Origin of the sequence: Pseudomonas sp. HOU2 (assembly GCF_040729435.1) — a bacterium.
GTDB lineage: Bacteria > Pseudomonadota > Gammaproteobacteria > Pseudomonadales > Pseudomonadaceae > Aquipseudomonas.
In genome coordinates this window covers 2,736,643-2,752,656 of the sequence record NZ_CP160398.1, presented here as the reverse complement: position 1 = coordinate 2,752,656, position 16,014 = coordinate 2,736,643, and the positions used below count along the sequence as shown (strand labels likewise).

General features: G+C 60.9%; 10 protein-coding genes. 7 read left to right on the top strand and 3 right to left on the bottom strand.

Annotated features, from left to right (window positions below):
- The 4 genes from ABV589_RS12425 (at nucleotide 1) to ABV589_RS12410 (ending at nucleotide 8,686) form a co-directional block, all read left to right on the top strand.
- Nucleotides 1-771: an electron transfer flavoprotein subunit beta gene (locus ABV589_RS12425; RefSeq protein WP_367086017.1), complete on the top strand. Its 771-nt coding sequence runs from the start codon at nucleotides 1-3 to the stop codon at nucleotides 769-771.
- A gap of 1,125 nt (nucleotides 772-1,896) precedes the next feature.
- Nucleotides 1,897-5,349 (top strand): GMC oxidoreductase, encoded by a 3,453-nt coding sequence (locus ABV589_RS12420; protein ID WP_367086015.1) that lies wholly within the window; start codon nucleotides 1,897-1,899, stop codon nucleotides 5,347-5,349.
- Between the two features lie 198 nt (nucleotides 5,350-5,547).
- The gene (locus ABV589_RS12415; RefSeq protein ID WP_367086013.1) at nucleotides 5,548-7,416 is read left to right on the top strand and encodes a hypothetical protein; all 1,869 of its coding nucleotides are present in this window, start codon (nucleotides 5,548-5,550) and stop codon (nucleotides 7,414-7,416) included.
- 25 nt (nucleotides 7,417-7,441) lie between these two features.
- Entirely contained in the window at nucleotides 7,442-8,686 is a 1,245-nt protein-coding gene (locus ABV589_RS12410; RefSeq protein ID WP_329697196.1) for a metallophosphoesterase, read from the top strand.
- Nucleotides 8,687-8,800: 114 nt separating this feature from the next.
- Here ABV589_RS12410 and gbcA read toward each other — a convergent pair whose 3' ends face one another.
- Complete coding sequence (gene gbcA, locus ABV589_RS12405; RefSeq protein WP_027610658.1) at nucleotides 8,801-10,096, bottom strand: glycine-betaine demethylase subunit GbcA; 1,296 nt, start codon at nucleotides 10,094-10,096, stop codon at nucleotides 8,801-8,803.
- Between the two features lie 281 nt (nucleotides 10,097-10,377).
- On the opposite strand from gbcA, the gene gbcB reads away from it, so the two are divergent.
- A complete protein-coding gene (gene gbcB / locus ABV589_RS12400) occupies nucleotides 10,378-11,478 on the top strand; it encodes a glycine-betaine demethylase subunit GbcB (protein ID WP_095187122.1) in 1,101 nt (366 codons plus the stop codon).
- A gap of 105 nt (nucleotides 11,479-11,583) precedes the next feature.
- Here gbcB and ABV589_RS12395 read toward each other — a convergent pair whose 3' ends face one another.
- Nucleotides 11,584-12,408, bottom strand: coding sequence for an NAD(P)-dependent oxidoreductase (locus ABV589_RS12395; RefSeq protein ID WP_367086010.1), 825 nt, complete (start codon nucleotides 12,406-12,408; stop codon nucleotides 11,584-11,586).
- 154 nt (nucleotides 12,409-12,562) lie between these two features.
- Nucleotides 12,563-13,603: a low specificity L-threonine aldolase gene (locus tag ABV589_RS12390; protein WP_038363178.1), complete on the bottom strand. Its 1,041-nt coding sequence runs from the start codon at nucleotides 13,601-13,603 to the stop codon at nucleotides 12,563-12,565.
- Between the two features lie 126 nt (nucleotides 13,604-13,729).
- Between ABV589_RS12390 and ABV589_RS12385 the strand changes: the two genes are divergently transcribed.
- Complete coding sequence (locus ABV589_RS12385) at nucleotides 13,730-14,440, top strand: TraX family protein (RefSeq protein ID WP_367086008.1); 711 nt, start codon at nucleotides 13,730-13,732, stop codon at nucleotides 14,438-14,440.
- A 310-nt stretch (nucleotides 14,441-14,750) separates the two neighbouring features.
- On the top strand, nucleotides 14,751-16,004 hold the full coding sequence (locus tag ABV589_RS12380; protein ID WP_367086006.1) for a serine hydroxymethyltransferase: 1,254 nt from the start codon (nucleotides 14,751-14,753) through the stop codon (nucleotides 16,002-16,004).
- Nucleotides 16,005-16,014 lie beyond the last annotated feature (10 nt).

Here is a 16,014-nt window from a genome sequence, read left to right as displayed (position 1 = left end):
ATGAGCACAAAGATCATCAGTCTGGTTTCCATCGGTGCCCACCCGACGTCGGGCCGGCCACGCCGCGCCGAACAGGATGCCCGCGCCGTGGAGCTGGGCCTGCAACTGGCTGGGGATAACCTGCAAGTGCTGCATGCCGGGGACGTTGCGGAACCGGCACTGCGCGCCTATCTGGGCATGGGCCTGGAACAGCTGCATGTGCTGGAGCAACCTGCTGGCGCCGACGCCTTGCCGGGGCTCACCGCGTATCTGCGCGATGCCGGCGCCCAGGTGGTGCTGACCGGCAGTCAGGCGGAAACCGGCGAAGGCTCCGGCATGTTGCCGTTCCTGCTCGCCGAGGGGCTGGGCTGGCCGCTGGTGGTGGGGCTGGCGCAGGTCGAGTCGATCACCGACGGTTCGGCGCTGGTGCTGCAAGCCTTGCCCCGTGGGCAGCGACGGCGGTTGAAGGTGAAGCTGCCGTTTCTGGCGACTGTGGATAACGCCGCGCCCAAGCCGCGGCAAAGTGCCTACGGCCCGGCGCGACGCGGGGTGTTGAATGCCGAAGACGTGCAGGTGCTGGACGATGAACTGCTGGCGGTTGCCACGTTGCAACCGGCCAAGCCACGGCCGAAACGTTTGAAGGTGATCAAGGCCAAGAGCGGTGCGGACCGCATGAAGGCGGCGACAGCCAAGGCCAGTGGCGGCGGTGGGCAAGTGCTCAAAGGCGTCACCGCGCAGGCCGGGGCGGAAGCGATCCTCAAACTACTGATCGAAGAAGGGGTTGTTCGCTGAAAAGCCCCTCACCCTAGCCCTCTCCCGGAGGGAGAGGGGACCGACCGAGTGGTATTGGCTAATTACATCGACCTGCGATTGCGCAGTGACCTTGGTCTGGCCAAGCCTGAGATCACAATGTTCGTTCAGGTCGGTGGAGTTTGAACAGGCGATGCGGTCGGCTCCCTCTCCCTTTGGGAGAGGGCTGGGGTGAGGGGTCGTGTTTACCCACAATCCCTGTTGGCGGATCTGTGGATAACGTGTTCGCCCATCCCTGTACCCCACGCCAATCAAGCCCTCCAGGCTCCAGCTCAAAAAACAACCAGCCTAAGTCACGGTTTTACCAGGCTTTTTCTCCTGAATAACTTCAATAGTTGCCCCCAATCTCTGTTGGCGCTTCTGTGGACAAGATGTTCGCTGACCGCTGCAAGCCATATAAAACGTGGCTTGTAGAGAATTGATCAATAAGTGATCGATCAAGCTTTTAAAACTGATAATCCTCGCGTAAACCCCGATTTCACACAGCTTCCAGCGCTTTTCCACAGCAGTCGCAAAGTTACCCCCGAAGTCTGTTGGCGCTTCTGTGGATAAGGTGTTCGCCATCCTCTACAGCCCATATGAAACGCGATGTATAGAGAGCTGATCAAAAAACACTCAATCACTTCTGCAAACCATCCTTCTGGATAAGTCACGATTTTTCTTCACCAATCAGCCAGTTATTTTTCCATTCATCCACAGTTACCCCCATTTGCTGTGCATGGCTATGTGGATAACTTGTTCGCTGAACTGCACAGGCCCCGGCAGGCTTAGTCCAAACAGCAATTGATCAGATTTCATACAGTTCTAAAGCGTTGCCTTGACTTCGATTCCTGCGCTGTCTTCACTGCAATGGCACAAGGACAGCCGTCACTTATCCACATCTGGTTCTGGGAGAACGCATGATGGATAGCCGCCCACACCGCCATCCCCCCTCGCCACGCAAGCGCACGTTACGTCGTGCGGCCAATCAACGCGCTCGTCTGTAGCAACTTCCTGTTTTAACCGCTGTGCTGTCGCCGGGCTCGACCCGGAGGCCAGGTGCCCGTTCGCCCATTGATTGCAGGCAACCGCAGAGTTGCCCCATCTGCCTGAGAGAGGAACACCCTCATGACACGCATCGCAACGCCCATCAGCGAGATCAAGGAACACTACGACGTGATCGTCATCGGCTCCGGTTATGGCGGCGGCATTGCTGCGTCGCGTCTGTCCCGGGCTGGCAAGCAGGTGTGCCTGCTCGAACGCGGGCGGGAAATCCAGCCCGGCGAATACCCCAACACCATGATCGCCGCGACCGAAGAGCTGCAGGTGCATGACCCGGACGGGCATATCGGCTCGCGCACCGGGCTGTTTGATCTGCACGTCAACGCCCAGCAGAACGTGGTAGTCGGCTGTGGCCTCGGCGGCACGTCGCTGATCAATGCCAACGTGGCCCTGGAGCCCGAGCCCGGGGTGTTCGATGACCCGCGCTGGCCGCAGGCGGTGCGCGAGCATCGCGATACGCTGCTCAAGGACGGTTACGCCCGCGCCCGGGAAATGCTCAAGCCCAATCCGTACCCGAACACCGCGCCGAACCTGCCCAAGCTCGACGCCAACAAAAAATCGGCGGACTACCTCAAGCAAGGCGCGCACTTCTACAAGCCGCCGATCAACGTGACCTTCGACAAACTGCCGAACAACCTCAACCACGTCGGCGTCGAGCAACTGCCGTGCAACCAGTGCGGCGACTGCGTCTCGGGCTGTAACAACAAGGCCAAGAACACCACGCTGATGAACTATCTGCCGGATGCCTGGAACCATGGCGCGGAGATTTTCTGCCAGGCTGAGGTGCGGCATCTGGAGCGCGACGGCGATGGCTGGATCGTGCACTTCCAGTACCTCGACAGCGGGCGCGAGAAATTCGACGCGCCGACGCTGTTCGTGAAGGCCGATATCGTCGTGGTCTCCGCCGGCACCCTCGGCTCTACCGAAATTCTGCTGCGTTCGCGGGACAAGGGTCTGGTGATGTCCGGCCAGCTCGGCGAGAACATGAGCGGCAACGGTGACATTCTCGGCTTCGGCCACAACTGCGAACAGACCATCAACGGCATCGGCTTCGGCGCGCATTCGGCCAAGGAACTGCACCCGGTCGGCCCGTGCATCACCTCGATTATCGACATGCGCACCGAAGGTGACTGGCGCAGCCGCATGGTCATCGAGGAAGGCTCGATCCCCGGCGCCCTCGGCCGGCCGATGGTACCGGCGATGGCCGGGTTCGCCGAACTGATCGGCAAGGCCACCGACGACAGTGTCAGCGGCAAGCTTGGTTACAAGGAACGCGAAGCCGAAAGTTTCCTGCGCGGCCCGTACTACGGCGCGCTGCACAACATGCAGACCTACCTGATCATGAGTCACGACAGCGGCCAGGGCCGGATGCTTCTCGACAACAAGGATCAGTTGCGCATCGACTGGCCGGGTGTCGGCGAGCAGGAAAACTTCAAGCTCGGCAACGAACGCCTGTACCAGAGCACCAAGGCGCCGGGCGGGGTCTGGGTCGAGAATCCGATCTGGACCCAACTGCTCAAGCACAGCATCGTCTCGGTGCATCCGCTGGGCGGTTGCGTGATGGGTGAGGATGCCGGGCAAGGGGTGGTCAATCACAAGGGCCAGGTGTTCAGCGGTGCGGCCGGCACCGATGTTTACCCCAGCCTGTATGTGACTGACGGCGCGGTGATTCCGACGTCGCTGGCGGTCAATCCGCTGCTGACCATCTCCGCCGTGAGCGAGCGCAACATGGGCCTGCTCGCCGCCGACCGTGGCTGGCACATCGACTACACGTTGCCCTCGGCACCGCGCAAACAGGTGGCGCCACCGACGCTCGGCGTGCAGTTCACCGAAACCATGAAGGGCTATTTCTCCCGGGCCTTCACCGCTGCGCAAAGCACCGATCTGAAAGTCTACGAAGCTGCGGCCAAACGCGGCGAGGCGGACAACTCGCCGATCGACTTCACCCTGACCATCACCGCCAACGACCTCAACCGGATGATCAAGGAACCGGAACACGCCGCGACCATCGTCGGTACGGTGATTGCCCCGGCGCTGTCGCCACAACCGCTGACCGCCAGCAATGGCGTGTTCAACCTGTTCGAGCAATTCGAGCAGCAGGTCGACACGCGGCACATGAAGTACGACATGAAACTGACCGCCGAGGACGGCAACGACTATTTTTTCAGCGCTTTCAAAACCGTGCCGGAAGACAACGGCGTACTCAACATCTGGCACGACACCAGCACCCTGTACGTGACGCTGTATCGCGGGCCGGACAAGTCGGGCGAGGTGATCGGCTCCGGGGTGATGCATATTCATCCGACCGATTTCGCCAAGCAGATGACCACCATGAAAGTGCTCAACGCGCGTAATGAGCGGGAGCGCATCGAAGGCCTGGCGCGCTTTGGCAAGTTCTTCGCCGGGATTCTTTGGGAGAGTTACGGCGGGGTGTTTGCCGGTGACAAATACTTCAACCCCGACGCGCCGCCACGCCTGAAACGGCCGCTGGATGCGCCGACCCCGGCGGTGCATTTTTTCCCCACCGAGGACGGCGTCGAGCTGCGCCTGACCCGTTATCAGGCCGGCAGCAAAGGCCCGGTGATGCTGGTGCATGGCCTGGGTGTCGGTTCGAATATCTTTTCCACCGACACCATCCAGACCAACCTGCTGGAGTACCTGTGCAAGCACGACTACGACGTGTGGCTGCTGGATTTCCGGGTGAGCATTCTGCTGCCGGCGAGCAAGAAGGAATGGAACGGCGACCAGATCGCCCAGTACGACTTCAAGGCTGCCATTGCGCAGATTCAGCAGGAGACGCAGGCCAAAGACGTGCAGTGCGTGGTGCATTGCTACGGCGCGACGACGTTCTTCATGTCGTTGCTGGCGGGGCTGCAAGGGGTGCGTTCGGTGGTCTGCTCGCAGATTGCCGCTGACACCGTGGTCGCCACAGCCACCGGATTGAAGGCTGGTCTGCACTTGCCGGGAATGCTCGACGCCATCGGCATCAAGTCGATGACGGCTTACGCCGACAGCAAGGAGAACTGGTTCAACCGGCTCTATGACAAAGCCCTCAACGGCTACGCGCGGATCGAGGCGCAGGGCTATTGCACCAACCCGGTGTGCCACCGCATCACCTTCATGTACGCCTCGCTGTACCGCCACGACACGCTCAACGAAACCCTGCACGACAACCTGCACGAGCTGTTCGGCGAGTCGAATATCGAGACCTTCGAGCACCTGGCGCTGATCGTGCGCAAAGGGCATCTGGTGGATTTCAAGGGCAACGACGTGTACATGCCGCACTTCGAGCGGCTGACGATGCCGATCTGCTTTATCAGCGGTGCGGAGAACCAGTGTTACCTGCCGGAAAGCACGCTCAAGACCTACCAGCGAGTCTGCGCAGTCCACGGGCCGGAGCGCTACAGCCGGCACGTAGTGCCGGGTTACGGCCACATCGACTGCATGTTCGGCAAGAACGCGGTGGTGGATGTGTATCCGCTCATCCTTGAACACCTGGAGAAAACGGCCCTCGGTTGATGAAGTTTTCCTGTGGCGAGGGAGCTTGCTCCCGCTGGGCTGCGAAGCGGCCCCAAAATCTGAGCGTGCGGTTTTCCTGAACCACCGCATCTGCAGGGTTTACGACGGCTTCGCCGCCGAGCGGGAGCAAGCTCCCTCGCCACAAAAGCTCATCACACAGAGGAACTCTCCTAAGGTCTGCGCAAGGAAATGGATGACATGGATACTTACATCCGCTGGTTTCAACGCTTCATCTGGATCGGCATTGCGATGAACATGGTGTTCGCGATCCCGGCGCTGTTTGCGCCAGGGTTGCTGACATCGGTGGTCGGGCTGCCGCCGCAACTCTCCGACCCGTGGCTGGAAAACGCCGGGATGCTGCTGGTGGGCATCAGCGTGTTTTACATGCCTTCGGGCTTCAACGCGCCGCGTTATGTGGTGCACTCCTGGCTGTGCGTGCTGACGCGGCTGATCGCCGTGGTGTTCTGGATTTACCTGATCAATACGAGCATTCAGGGTTCGGTGTTCGTGCCGATGCTGATGGGCGATCTGAGCTTCTTCCTGATTCTCGGCATTCTGCTGTACCTCGGCACCACGCCCGCGAACCGGCCCTGGGCGCTGCTCTGCGATGGCTGGCGCGAGTGGCGCGCGGCCTGGGCGCGGCAATGGCAGAGCCACGCCTTCAAGGTCGGCACGCTGGTGGTTGTCGCGGTGCTCGGTTTCATCGGTTATGAAACCTGGTACCAGATGTTGCGGGTGGTGCCGGAGCAGGAATACGCCTCCGACGAAGACCACTACAAATACGCCGCCATCGGCCTGGGCATCGAAGCGCGGATCCCGTATTACCTGTTCGCCGTACTGCCGCAGATGTGCCCGGAAAAACTGCCCAAGCCCGGCGGCTGGGAGGTCTTCGGCTTTCTCTACGAGAACGGCAAGGACCTGCCGATCGGCATGGCCAAACGGCAGATCGGTTACCCGACCGTGGAGCCGAACTGCGCGCTGTGCCACACCGGCTCCTACCGCGCCAATGCCAGCGACGTTGCGGTCAATGTGCCGAGTGCGCCGGCCAACACCCTGCAACTGCAGGCCTTCCAGTGGTTCGCCTACGATTGCGCCAGCGATCCGAAATTCACCACCGACGCGGTGATGGCGGCGATCAATGGCAAATTCCAGCTGGGCTTTTTCGAGAAGCTCTATAACCGCTACCTGATCATCCCGATGGCGAAAAGCGCTTTGCTCAAGCAGAAGCAGGCCTATGCCTGGCAGAAGCTGCGTCCGCAACAAGGCCCGGGCCGCACCGACACCTTCAACCCGACGAAAATGGTGGTGTTCGGCTTCCCGGATGACTCGACCATCGGCACCGTCGACCTGCCGCAAGTGTGGAACCAGAAGCCGCGGGAATCGATGTACCTGCATTGGGACGGCAATAACAACAAGATCCACGAACGCAACTACGCCGCCGCGATGGCCGTGGGCGCAACGCCGGAATCGGTGCTGCCGCCGAGCTTCAACCGGGTGACCAACTGGCTGCTCGGACACAAGGCGCCGACGTGGCCGTGGGCACTGGATCAGGCCAAGGTCGCCCAGGGCAAACCGATCTGGCAAGCCAATTGCGCCGCGTGCCACGACTTTGGCCGTGCCGACACCGGGCAAGTGACCACCAACATCGATCAGCTCGGCACCGATCCGCATCGGCTGGATTCGTTCACCACCGGCCTGGTGACGGCGTTCCACACCTTCAAGAAACCGCCGTTCGACTTCGGCGCGTATCGCAAGACCCAGAGCTACAGCAACACGCCGACTGACGGCATCTGGCTGCGCGCGCCGTACCTGCACAACGGTTCGGTGCCGACCCTGTGGGACCTGCTGCAACCGCCGGAAAAACGTCCGGCGGTGTTCATCACCGGGTCCGACGTCTACGACCCGGTCAACGTCGGTTTCGTCACCACGGACGCTCAGGCCAAAGCCTCGGCGGATTTCAAATACGACACCCGACTGGAGGGCAACCACAACAGCGGTCACCTGTATGGCACGACGCTGTCGGACGACGACAAGCGGGCGTTGATCGAATTCATGAAAACCCTGTGAGCCCTTACGGATAGAGGATTACGCCATGTCACTGGTCAGTCATTGGGAACACGAGTACGACAAGGTCAAACTGCGCATTCACGGCTTGTTCACGCGCATGGAAATGGCCTGGATGAAGCTCATCAGCGAGCTGGAGCCGCAGGAGTTTCAGGCGATCATCAAGCTGCTGCAGCGCGGTCACGATCAGGCGCAATACGTGCTGAAAAACGGTGAGTTGCCGGGCGATGAGCCGGCGGTGCCGTGGGAGTTGTCCCATGGTCTGTCGATCCTGCGCATCGGCAATGCCACGCCGTTGCCCCAATCGCCCGATCAACTGGCAACCCGGGTGTTGCAGGACGGTAGCCTGCTCGGCTGTCGCAAGTGGGAATTGCTCGACTTGCTGTGGAGCGAGGCATTGCTCAAGTGGATCGAGAACCTGCGCCACCACGCGACCTTCGGCACCGACCCGGCGGTGGTGCAGATGGAGCGCGACGTGACTTTGGCGATTGCCGGCGACTGGGGCACCGGCCCCTTCGACAGCCATGCGCCGGCGGTTTCAGTCGCCAACCAGATGCAACTGGCGCAGGCGGATTTCACCATCCATCTGGGCGACGTGTATTACGCCGGCAGCCACTCGCAGGAAGACGTCGACATGGCCGGTTGGCCGATGGGCAGCCACGGCTCGTTCACCCTCAACTCCAACCACGAGATGTACAGCGGCGCCCACGGCTATTTCAAGGAACTGGCCAAGCGCTTTCCGGGGCAGCAGGGCACCAGTTATTTCGCCTTGATCAACGACGACTGGCTGGTGGTCGGGCTGGATTCGGCGTATGCCTCGGACGCGATGAACCTGTACATGGACGGCACGCTCAACGAACCGCAGATCACCTGGATGAAAGCGCTGCCCAAGCGCAAAAAGATCATGGTGCTCAGCCATCACCAGGGCTTCGATATTTCCGGACATCACCAGACCGCGCTGTATCAACCGGTGTGCGATGCCTTGGGGCGCGAGCCGGATTACTGGTATTGGGGGCATCTGCACAACGGCATCGTCTACGCCAAACAGGGCGGCTTGAATGCGCGCTGTGCCGGGCACGGGGCGATTCCCTATGGCAATGCCAGCGAGCTGAACGGGCATTCGCGGGTGTTGTGGTCGGAGACGCAGGATGCCAATGACCCGGCGTATCCGCTGCGGGTGTTGAACGGGTATGCGAAGGTGCGGTTGGTGGGAGAGGATATTTTTGAGGAGTTTATTGGGGAGGACGGCAGTGTGAGGTGGTCATCCAAGTGATGAGGTGAATGTTCTGACGCCATCGCTGGCAAGCCAGCTCCCACAGGTATGAAGTGTTCACAACATTTGTGTACACCAGAGATCCCTGTGGGAGCTGGCTTGCCAGCGATGCTTTTAGCCCTGGACCGGGACGCCTTTGAGGTAAGGTGCCGGCTCGGCTCCAAGGTTGTTCAGCATCCGCTCGCTGTACCAGTCCACGAAATTGACCACACCAAACTCATAAGTCTTCGAGTAAGGCCCCGGCTGATAAGCCGTGGAGTTGATCCCGCGCTGGTTCTCTTCGGCCAGACGCCGGTCCTGGTCGTTGGTCGCGTCCCACACCTGGCGCATGCGTTCGACGTCGTAATCCACGCCTTCGACCGCGTCCTTGTGCACCAGCCATTTGGTGGTGACCATGGTTTCCTGGGCGCTGATCGGCCACACGGTGAACACGATGATGTGGTCGCCCATGCAGTGGTTCCACGAGTGCGGCAGGTGCAGGATGCGCATCGAGCCCAGGTCGGGGTTCTTGATCCGGCCCATCAGCTTGGCGCAGCCCTGTTTGCCGTCCAGGGTCATCGACACGGTGCCCTTGAGCAGTGGCATGCGCACGATGCGGTTGCGCAGACCGAAACTGGCGTGGGCGTAAGGGATTTTCTCGGCCTCCCACGCAGCAGCAGACGCGGCGACGTGATCCTTGAACGCCTGATCGGCGCGCGGGTCGGTGACGTCGTCCCATTCCAGCAGGGTTTTCAGCAGTTCCGGGTGCGACGCGTTGCAGTGGTAGCACTCGCGGTTGTTTTCCAGCACCAGTTTCCAGTTGGCCTTTTCCATCAAGGTGGTGGTGATCGCCACCTTGGTGTTCTCCATGTCGTACGGCTCCATGTAGTGGTTGAGCGTCGACAGGAAGTCATCGATGGCCGGCGGGTTTTCCGCCAGGCTGATGAAGATGTAGCCGCCGGCAGTCTTCACGTTCACCGGTTTGAGGCCGTACTGCTTCATGTCGAAGTCGGCACCCATCTCGGTGCCGGCGAACAGCAGGCGCCCGTCCAGCTCGTAGGTCCACTGGTGGTAGTGGCAGACCAGTTTGGCGACCTTGCCCTTCTCACTGGTGCACAGGCGCGAGCCACGGTGGCGGCAGACGTTATGGAAGGCATGCACCACACCGTCGGCGCCACGAATGACGATGATCGGGTTCTTGCCGACCTGCAGGGTCAGGTAGTTGCCCTTGGCCGGGATCTCACAGGTCATGCCGGCGATCAACCACTCTTTCTGGAAGATCTCCTGCATGTCGATATCGAACAGACGCTCGTCGCTGTAGAACGGCTGCGGCAGCGAAAAGGTGCGCTCGCGCTCCTGCAGCATTTGTGCGGTGGCCTTGCGTGCGGGTTCCAGCGGATCGCCCAGGCTGATTTTTGCGGTGACGTCCATCGATGTATTCCTCAAGGCCATCTGCGTGGCCGCGAAAGTGGCTGATCAGGGTTGCTACGCAAGGTGTAAAGAATTCGTCTTGGTGTGAGGCGAGTGTGGGGCCGGCGCTGCCCGCAACCTTATCCATGGGCGACATGGTGCAATCTGTTCCCGACGCGCAACCCCCGGTGGTTGGGGGCTGGTCGCGATAAGTATGCCGATGTCGCGGATAGGTAAACGGGTGGTTCACGCTATACGCAGAATCGCCACATGAAGGCCGACAGTCGGCCGTGGAGAACAGCATGTCCAACAGCTTCCTGAATCCGGTCACCACCCAGACCTGGGCCAATGGCCGACACATCGTCCGTTGCGTCAAAGTCATCCAGGAAACCTGGGACGTGCGCACCTTCTGTTTCATGGCCGACCAGCCGATCCTGTTCTTCTTCAAGCCCGGGCAGTTCGTGACCCTGGAGCTGGAAATCGACGGCCAGCCGATCATGCGTTCGTACACCATTTCCAGTTCGCCGTCGGTGCCTTACAGCTTCTCGGTGACCATCAAGCGGGTGCCGGGCGGCAAGGTTTCCAACTGGCTGCACGACACCCTGCATGAAGGCCAGGAGCTGGCGGTGCACGGCCCGGTCGGGCTGTTCAACGCCATCGACTTCCCGAGTCCGAAAGTGCTGTATCTCAGCGGGGGCGTGGGGATCACCCCGTGCATGTCGATGGCGCGCTGGTTCTACGACACCAACGCCAATGTCGACATGACCTTTATCCACAGTGCGCGCTCGCCAAAAGACATCATTTACCACCGCGAGCTGGAACACATGGCGTCGCGGATCGACAACTTCAGCCTGCACCTGATTTGCGAGAAGCATGGCTTGGGCGAGCCGTGGGCCGGTTATCGCGGCTATCTGAATCACAAGATGCTCGAACTGATGGTGCCGGACTTCCTCGAGCGCGAAGTGTTCTGCTGCGGCCCGACGCCGTACATGAACGCGGTCAAGCGCCTGCTGGAAGTGGCCGGTTACGACATGTCGCGTTATCACGAGGAGTCCTTCGGCGCCACGCCACCGGAAGCTCGTGCCGATGCGGTGGAGCAAGCCGAGCAGGCTGCCGATGCGCCGGAAATCGATGCGGCGGATCTGCATCAGGTCGAGTTCACCGCCTCCGGCAAGAGTATTCGCGTGGCCCCGGGCGAAACCGTGCACGCAGCAGCGGCCAAGCTTGGCCTGATGATTCCGAAAGCTTGCGGTATGGGGATCTGCGGGACGTGCAAGGTGATGAAGCTTGGAGGCGAGGTGGAGATGGAGCACAACGGCGGGATTACCGAGGACGACGAGGCGGAAGGGTTCATCCTGTCGTGCTGCAGCGTGCCGAAGGGCGACGTCAGAATCGAATTCTGATGAAATCCCCTGTAGGAGCTGCCGAAGGCTGCGATCTTTTGATCTTGTTTTCAAGATCAGGATCAAAAGATCGCAGCCTTCGGCAGCTCCTACAGGGGCGGTGTTTCAATTCACGAACAAGTCAGGCATCAGTGCGGCGTCGCTGTCCGGCTCGAAACGGTAATGATCGAATTCAGTCACGCCGTGCTCTCGCAAAATTTCTTCGTCGATAAGCAGTCGTCCAGTGATCTGCCGCCCGCTGCTGCTCAGAATCACATGCGCCGCATCCGCCATGATCGAAGGCAGGCGCGCATGCTTGAACGACTCGCGATTTCCCAGCTGAAACTCGATCGCCGCCGTGGCAATCATCGTCTGCGGCCACAGCGAATTGACACTGATCCCGTAACTGGCGAATTCCTCGCTCATGCCTACCGTCAGCATGCTCATGCCGTACTTGGTCACGGTGTAGGGGCTGAACTGGGCAAACCACTTGCTCGCCAGATTCAGCGGCGGCGACAGGTTGAGGATGTGTCCGGCGGATTTCTTCAGATAGGGCAGGGCGGCCTGGCTGCACAGCAACACCGCGCGGGTGTTGATCTGGTGAATCAGGTCGAAACGCTTGAGTTCGATGTGCTGCACGCCAGTAAGCTTGATCGCCCCGGCGTTGTTCACCAATGCATCAATGCCGCCGAAATGCTCGTTGGCCTGGGCCAGCGCACGGCGCACCGCCTCTTCATCACGCACGTCCAGTTGCAGCGCCAATGCCTTGCCGCCAGCGGCCTCGACTTCCTTGGCGACGCTGTGAATAGTGCCGGCCAGTTTCGGATGGGCTTCGGCGCTTTTGGCCGCAATCACGATATTGGCCCCGTCCTTCGCGGCACGCAGCGCAATCTCACGGCCGATGCCACGGCTGGCGCCGGTGATGAACAGGGTTTTGCCTTGTAGCGACATGCCGATGCTCCTGCTTATTGTTATGTGAGCGGAGGCTCGACAGACAATGTAGACCAAGCAGCTGGCGCGATAGGGATGGGCGGTGATGACTTGTGGTGAGGGGATTAACTCATTACCGGAGATCCCCTCATCCAGGCGTTCATTTGCCAAGGAATCAGGCGGACATGACTTCGCGGATGTCGCGGGCCAGTTCGCGTACGCGTTCTTCTTCGGTGTCCCACGAGCACATGAAACGTGCGCCGCCCTTGCCGATGAAGGTGTAGAAGCGCCAGTTCTTTGCGGTCAGCGCGGCGATGGCCGGTTCCGAGAGTTGCAGGAACACGCCGTTGGCCTGTACCGGGAACATCAGCTCGACGCCGGGAATGTCGCTGACCAGCTCGGCCAGCAACTGCGCGCAGTGGTTGGCGTGGCGAGCGTATTTGAGCCAAGCATCGTTTTCGAGGATGCCGACCCACGGTGCCGAGAGGAAGCGCATTTTCGACGCCAGTTGCCCGGCCTGTTTGCAGCGGTAATCGAAGTCTTCAGCCAGTTTGTGGTTGAAGAACAGAATCGCTTCACCCACCGCCATGCCGTTCTTGGTGCCGCCGAAGCACAGCACGTCGACGCCGGCCTTCCAGGTCAGATCGGCCGGCGAGCAACCGAGGAACGCGCAGGCGTTGGAGAAACGCGCGCCGTCCATGTGCAGGTGCAGGCCCAGTTCCTTGCAGGTGGCGCTGATGGCGCGGACTTCTTCCGGGGTGTAGACGCTACCGACTTCAGTGGCCTGAGTCAGGGTCACGACGCGCGGTTTCGGGTAGTGGATGTCCTGACGCTTGAGCGCGACTTCGCGGATCGACTGTGGGGTAATCTTGCCGTTTTCAGTGCCGGCGATCAGCAGTTTCGAGCCGTTGGAGAAGAATTCCGGCGCGCCGCATTCGTCGGTTTCGACGTGGGCGGTTTCCGAGCAGATCACGCTGTGGTAACTCTGGCACAGCGATGACAGTGCCAGCGAGTTGGCGGCGGTGCCGTTGAAGGCGAAGAATACTTCGCAGTCGGTTTCGAACAGTTGGCGGAAATGGTCGGACGCGCGTGCGGTCCATTCATCGTCGCCGTAGGCGCGCTGGTGGCCGTGGTTGGCCTGTTCCATGGCGGCCCAGGCTTCGGGGCAGATACCGGAGTAGTTGTCGCTGGCGAATTGTTGGCTCTTGTCGGTCATGGCCGGCTTCCGTGGTCGAGACTCTTGTGAAGGCTCGTGGTCAATGATGATGCGCACTTTACCGAAGATCTTCCGGGGAGCACACGGGATGTCGCTGTCAGAAAATTACCAGTTTGTTGCCCGATTATGCACGTGACTAAACGCGACGGCGCGCTGGATCTGCTCAAGTGGCTGGCGCTGCTGAGCATGCTGCTCGATCACCTGCGATATGTCGGGATCAGCGCCGATTGGCTGTATGTGCCGGGACGTCTGGCGTTCCCGTGGTTCTGCCTGGCGATGGCGGCGAATCTTGCCCGCGCCGGTGCGCAGAAGACCGAGTGGCGTTATTTGGGCTGGTTGCTGCTGTTCAGTCTGGTCAGCGAGTTTCCTTACCGCTTGTACATTCCAGATCCCGACACTTTGAACGTGATGCCCACCCTGGCGCTGGGATTGCTGGTAGCGCGGGGCTGGCAGGATCGCACGTTGTTGTCGCGGCTTTTGGGCGCAGGTGCGTTGCTGCTGGCGGCGCTGTTTTCGCAATGGCTGATGTTCGGCGTGTTTGGCGTGTTGCTGCCGCTGGCGCTGCTGTGGGTGATTCGTCGCCCCGGGTATTTTGGCCTGCTGCCGGGACTGGTGTGTCTGGCGGGTAATCAGTGGCAAGTGTTGTATGAGGCGGCGCAGTTCGGCAACCACGTGGCGGTGTTTGGTATCGCGGCGTGTCTGATTGCGCCATCGCTTGGGTTGTTCTTGTTGCGACGTGCGCGACATCTCCAGCCACCGCCAATGCGGCGCTGGGCTTACGCACTCTATCCCCTGCATTTCCTCATTCTCCTGGCACTACGCACAGTATTTGCCTGACACCTGTGGCGAGGGAGCTTGCTCCCGCTGGGCTGCGCAGCAGCCCCAAATCCTCAACATGAGGTCTATCAGGCGCACCGCATGCTGAGGTTTTGCGACGGCTGCGCCGCCGAGCGGGAGCAAGCTCCCTCGCCACAGAAGGCATTGTGTGCCTGAGCTTTCCCGGCCATGTCGTAAACGCACCTTTGTGTGGCGTCCGTAGGCATCTGGGCTGTCTGCGCCGGCCATACCATCGCATCAAAGGGCACCGCCGCAAGCCGCGTGCCTGACCAAGACGAAATGGCGCACCGACGCCGCCGGGAGAGACGCGATGTTCAGCAAGCAAGACCAGATCCAGGGTTATGACGATGCACTGCTGGCGGCGATGAATGCCGAGGAGCAACGTCAGGAAGATCACATCGAGCTGATCGCGTCGGAAAACTACACCAGCAAGCGCGTGATGGAGGCGCAAGGCAGCGGCCTGACCAACAAATACGCCGAAGGTTATCCGGGCAAGCGTTACTACGGCGGCTGCGAGCATGTGGATAAAGTCGAAGCGCTGGCCATCGAGCGCGCCAAGCAATTGTTCGGCGCCGATTACGCCAACGTCCAGCCGCACTCCGGCTCCTCCGCCAACAGCGCGGTGTACCTGGCGCTGATCCAGCCGGGCGACACCATTCTCGGCATGAGCCTGGCCCACGGCGGTCACCTGACCCACGGCGCCAAAGTGTCGTCCTCGGGCAAGCTGTACAACGCGGTGCAGTATGGGATCAACACCGACACCGGGCTGATCGATTACGACGAAGTCGAGCGTCTGGCCGTCGAGTGCAAGCCGAAGATGATCGTTGCCGGGTTCTCCGCCTACTCCAAGACCCTGGACTTCCCGCGTTTCCGCCAGATCGCCGACAAGGTCGGTGCGCTGCTGTTCGTCGACATGGCCCACGTCGCCGGTCTGGTGGCTGCCGGTCTGTACCCGAACCCGCTGCCGTACGCCGACGTGGTCACCACCACCACGCACAAGACCCTGCGCGGTCCGCGTGGCGGGCTGATCCTCGCCAAGTCCAACGAAGAGATCGAGAAGAAGCTCAACGCCGCGGTATTCCCCGGCGCTCAGGGCGGCCCGCTGATGCACGTCATCGCTGGCAAAGCCGTGTGCTTCAAGGAAGCGCTGGAGCCTGGCTTCAAGGCCTATCAGCAGCAAGTGATCGACAACGCTCAGGCGATGGCCAGCGTGTTTATCAAACGTGGCTACGATGTAGTGTCCGGCGGCACCGACAACCACCTGTTCCTGGTCAGCCTGATCCGTCAGGGCCTGACCGGCAAAGATGCTGACGCTGCCCTTGGCCGTGCGCACATCACCGTCAACAAGAACGCCGTGCCGAACGACCCGCAGTCGCCGTTCGTGACTTCGGGCCTGCGCATCGGCACCCCGGCCGTCACCACCCGTGGCTTCAAGGTCGCACAGTGCGAAATGCTGGCCGGCTGGATCTGCGACATCCTCGACAACCTCGGTGACGCCGACGTTGAAGCGAATGTGGCCAAGAACGTCGCGGCACTGTGCGCCGACTACCCGGTTTATCGCTGAGCGGTTTGGA

What these genes read in the sequence shown, in the direction of transcription:
- ABV589_RS12425 (WP_367086017.1), top strand. Translation starts at nt 1, where the DNA reads ATGAGCACAAAGATCATCAGTCTGGTTTCCATCGGTGCCCACCCGACG.
- ABV589_RS12420 (WP_367086015.1), top strand. Translation starts at nt 1,897, where the DNA reads ATGACACGCATCGCAACGCCCATCAGCGAGATCAAGGAACACTACGAC.
- ABV589_RS12415 (WP_367086013.1), top strand. Translation starts at nt 5,548, where the DNA reads ATGGATACTTACATCCGCTGGTTTCAACGCTTCATCTGGATCGGCATT.
- ABV589_RS12410 (WP_329697196.1), top strand. Translation starts at nt 7,442, where the DNA reads ATGTCACTGGTCAGTCATTGGGAACACGAGTACGACAAGGTCAAACTG.
- gbcA (WP_027610658.1), bottom strand. Translation starts at nt 10,096, where the DNA reads ATGGACGTCACCGCAAAAATCAGCCTGGGCGATCCGCTGGAACCCGCA.
- gbcB (WP_095187122.1), top strand. Translation starts at nt 10,378, where the DNA reads ATGTCCAACAGCTTCCTGAATCCGGTCACCACCCAGACCTGGGCCAAT.
- ABV589_RS12395 (WP_367086010.1), bottom strand. Translation starts at nt 12,408, where the DNA reads ATGTCGCTACAAGGCAAAACCCTGTTCATCACCGGCGCCAGCCGTGGC.
- ABV589_RS12390 (WP_038363178.1), bottom strand. Translation starts at nt 13,603, where the DNA reads ATGACCGACAAGAGCCAACAATTCGCCAGCGACAACTACTCCGGTATC.
- ABV589_RS12385 (WP_367086008.1), top strand. Translation starts at nt 13,730, where the DNA reads ATGCACGTGACTAAACGCGACGGCGCGCTGGATCTGCTCAAGTGGCTG.
- ABV589_RS12380 (WP_367086006.1), top strand. Translation starts at nt 14,751, where the DNA reads ATGTTCAGCAAGCAAGACCAGATCCAGGGTTATGACGATGCACTGCTG.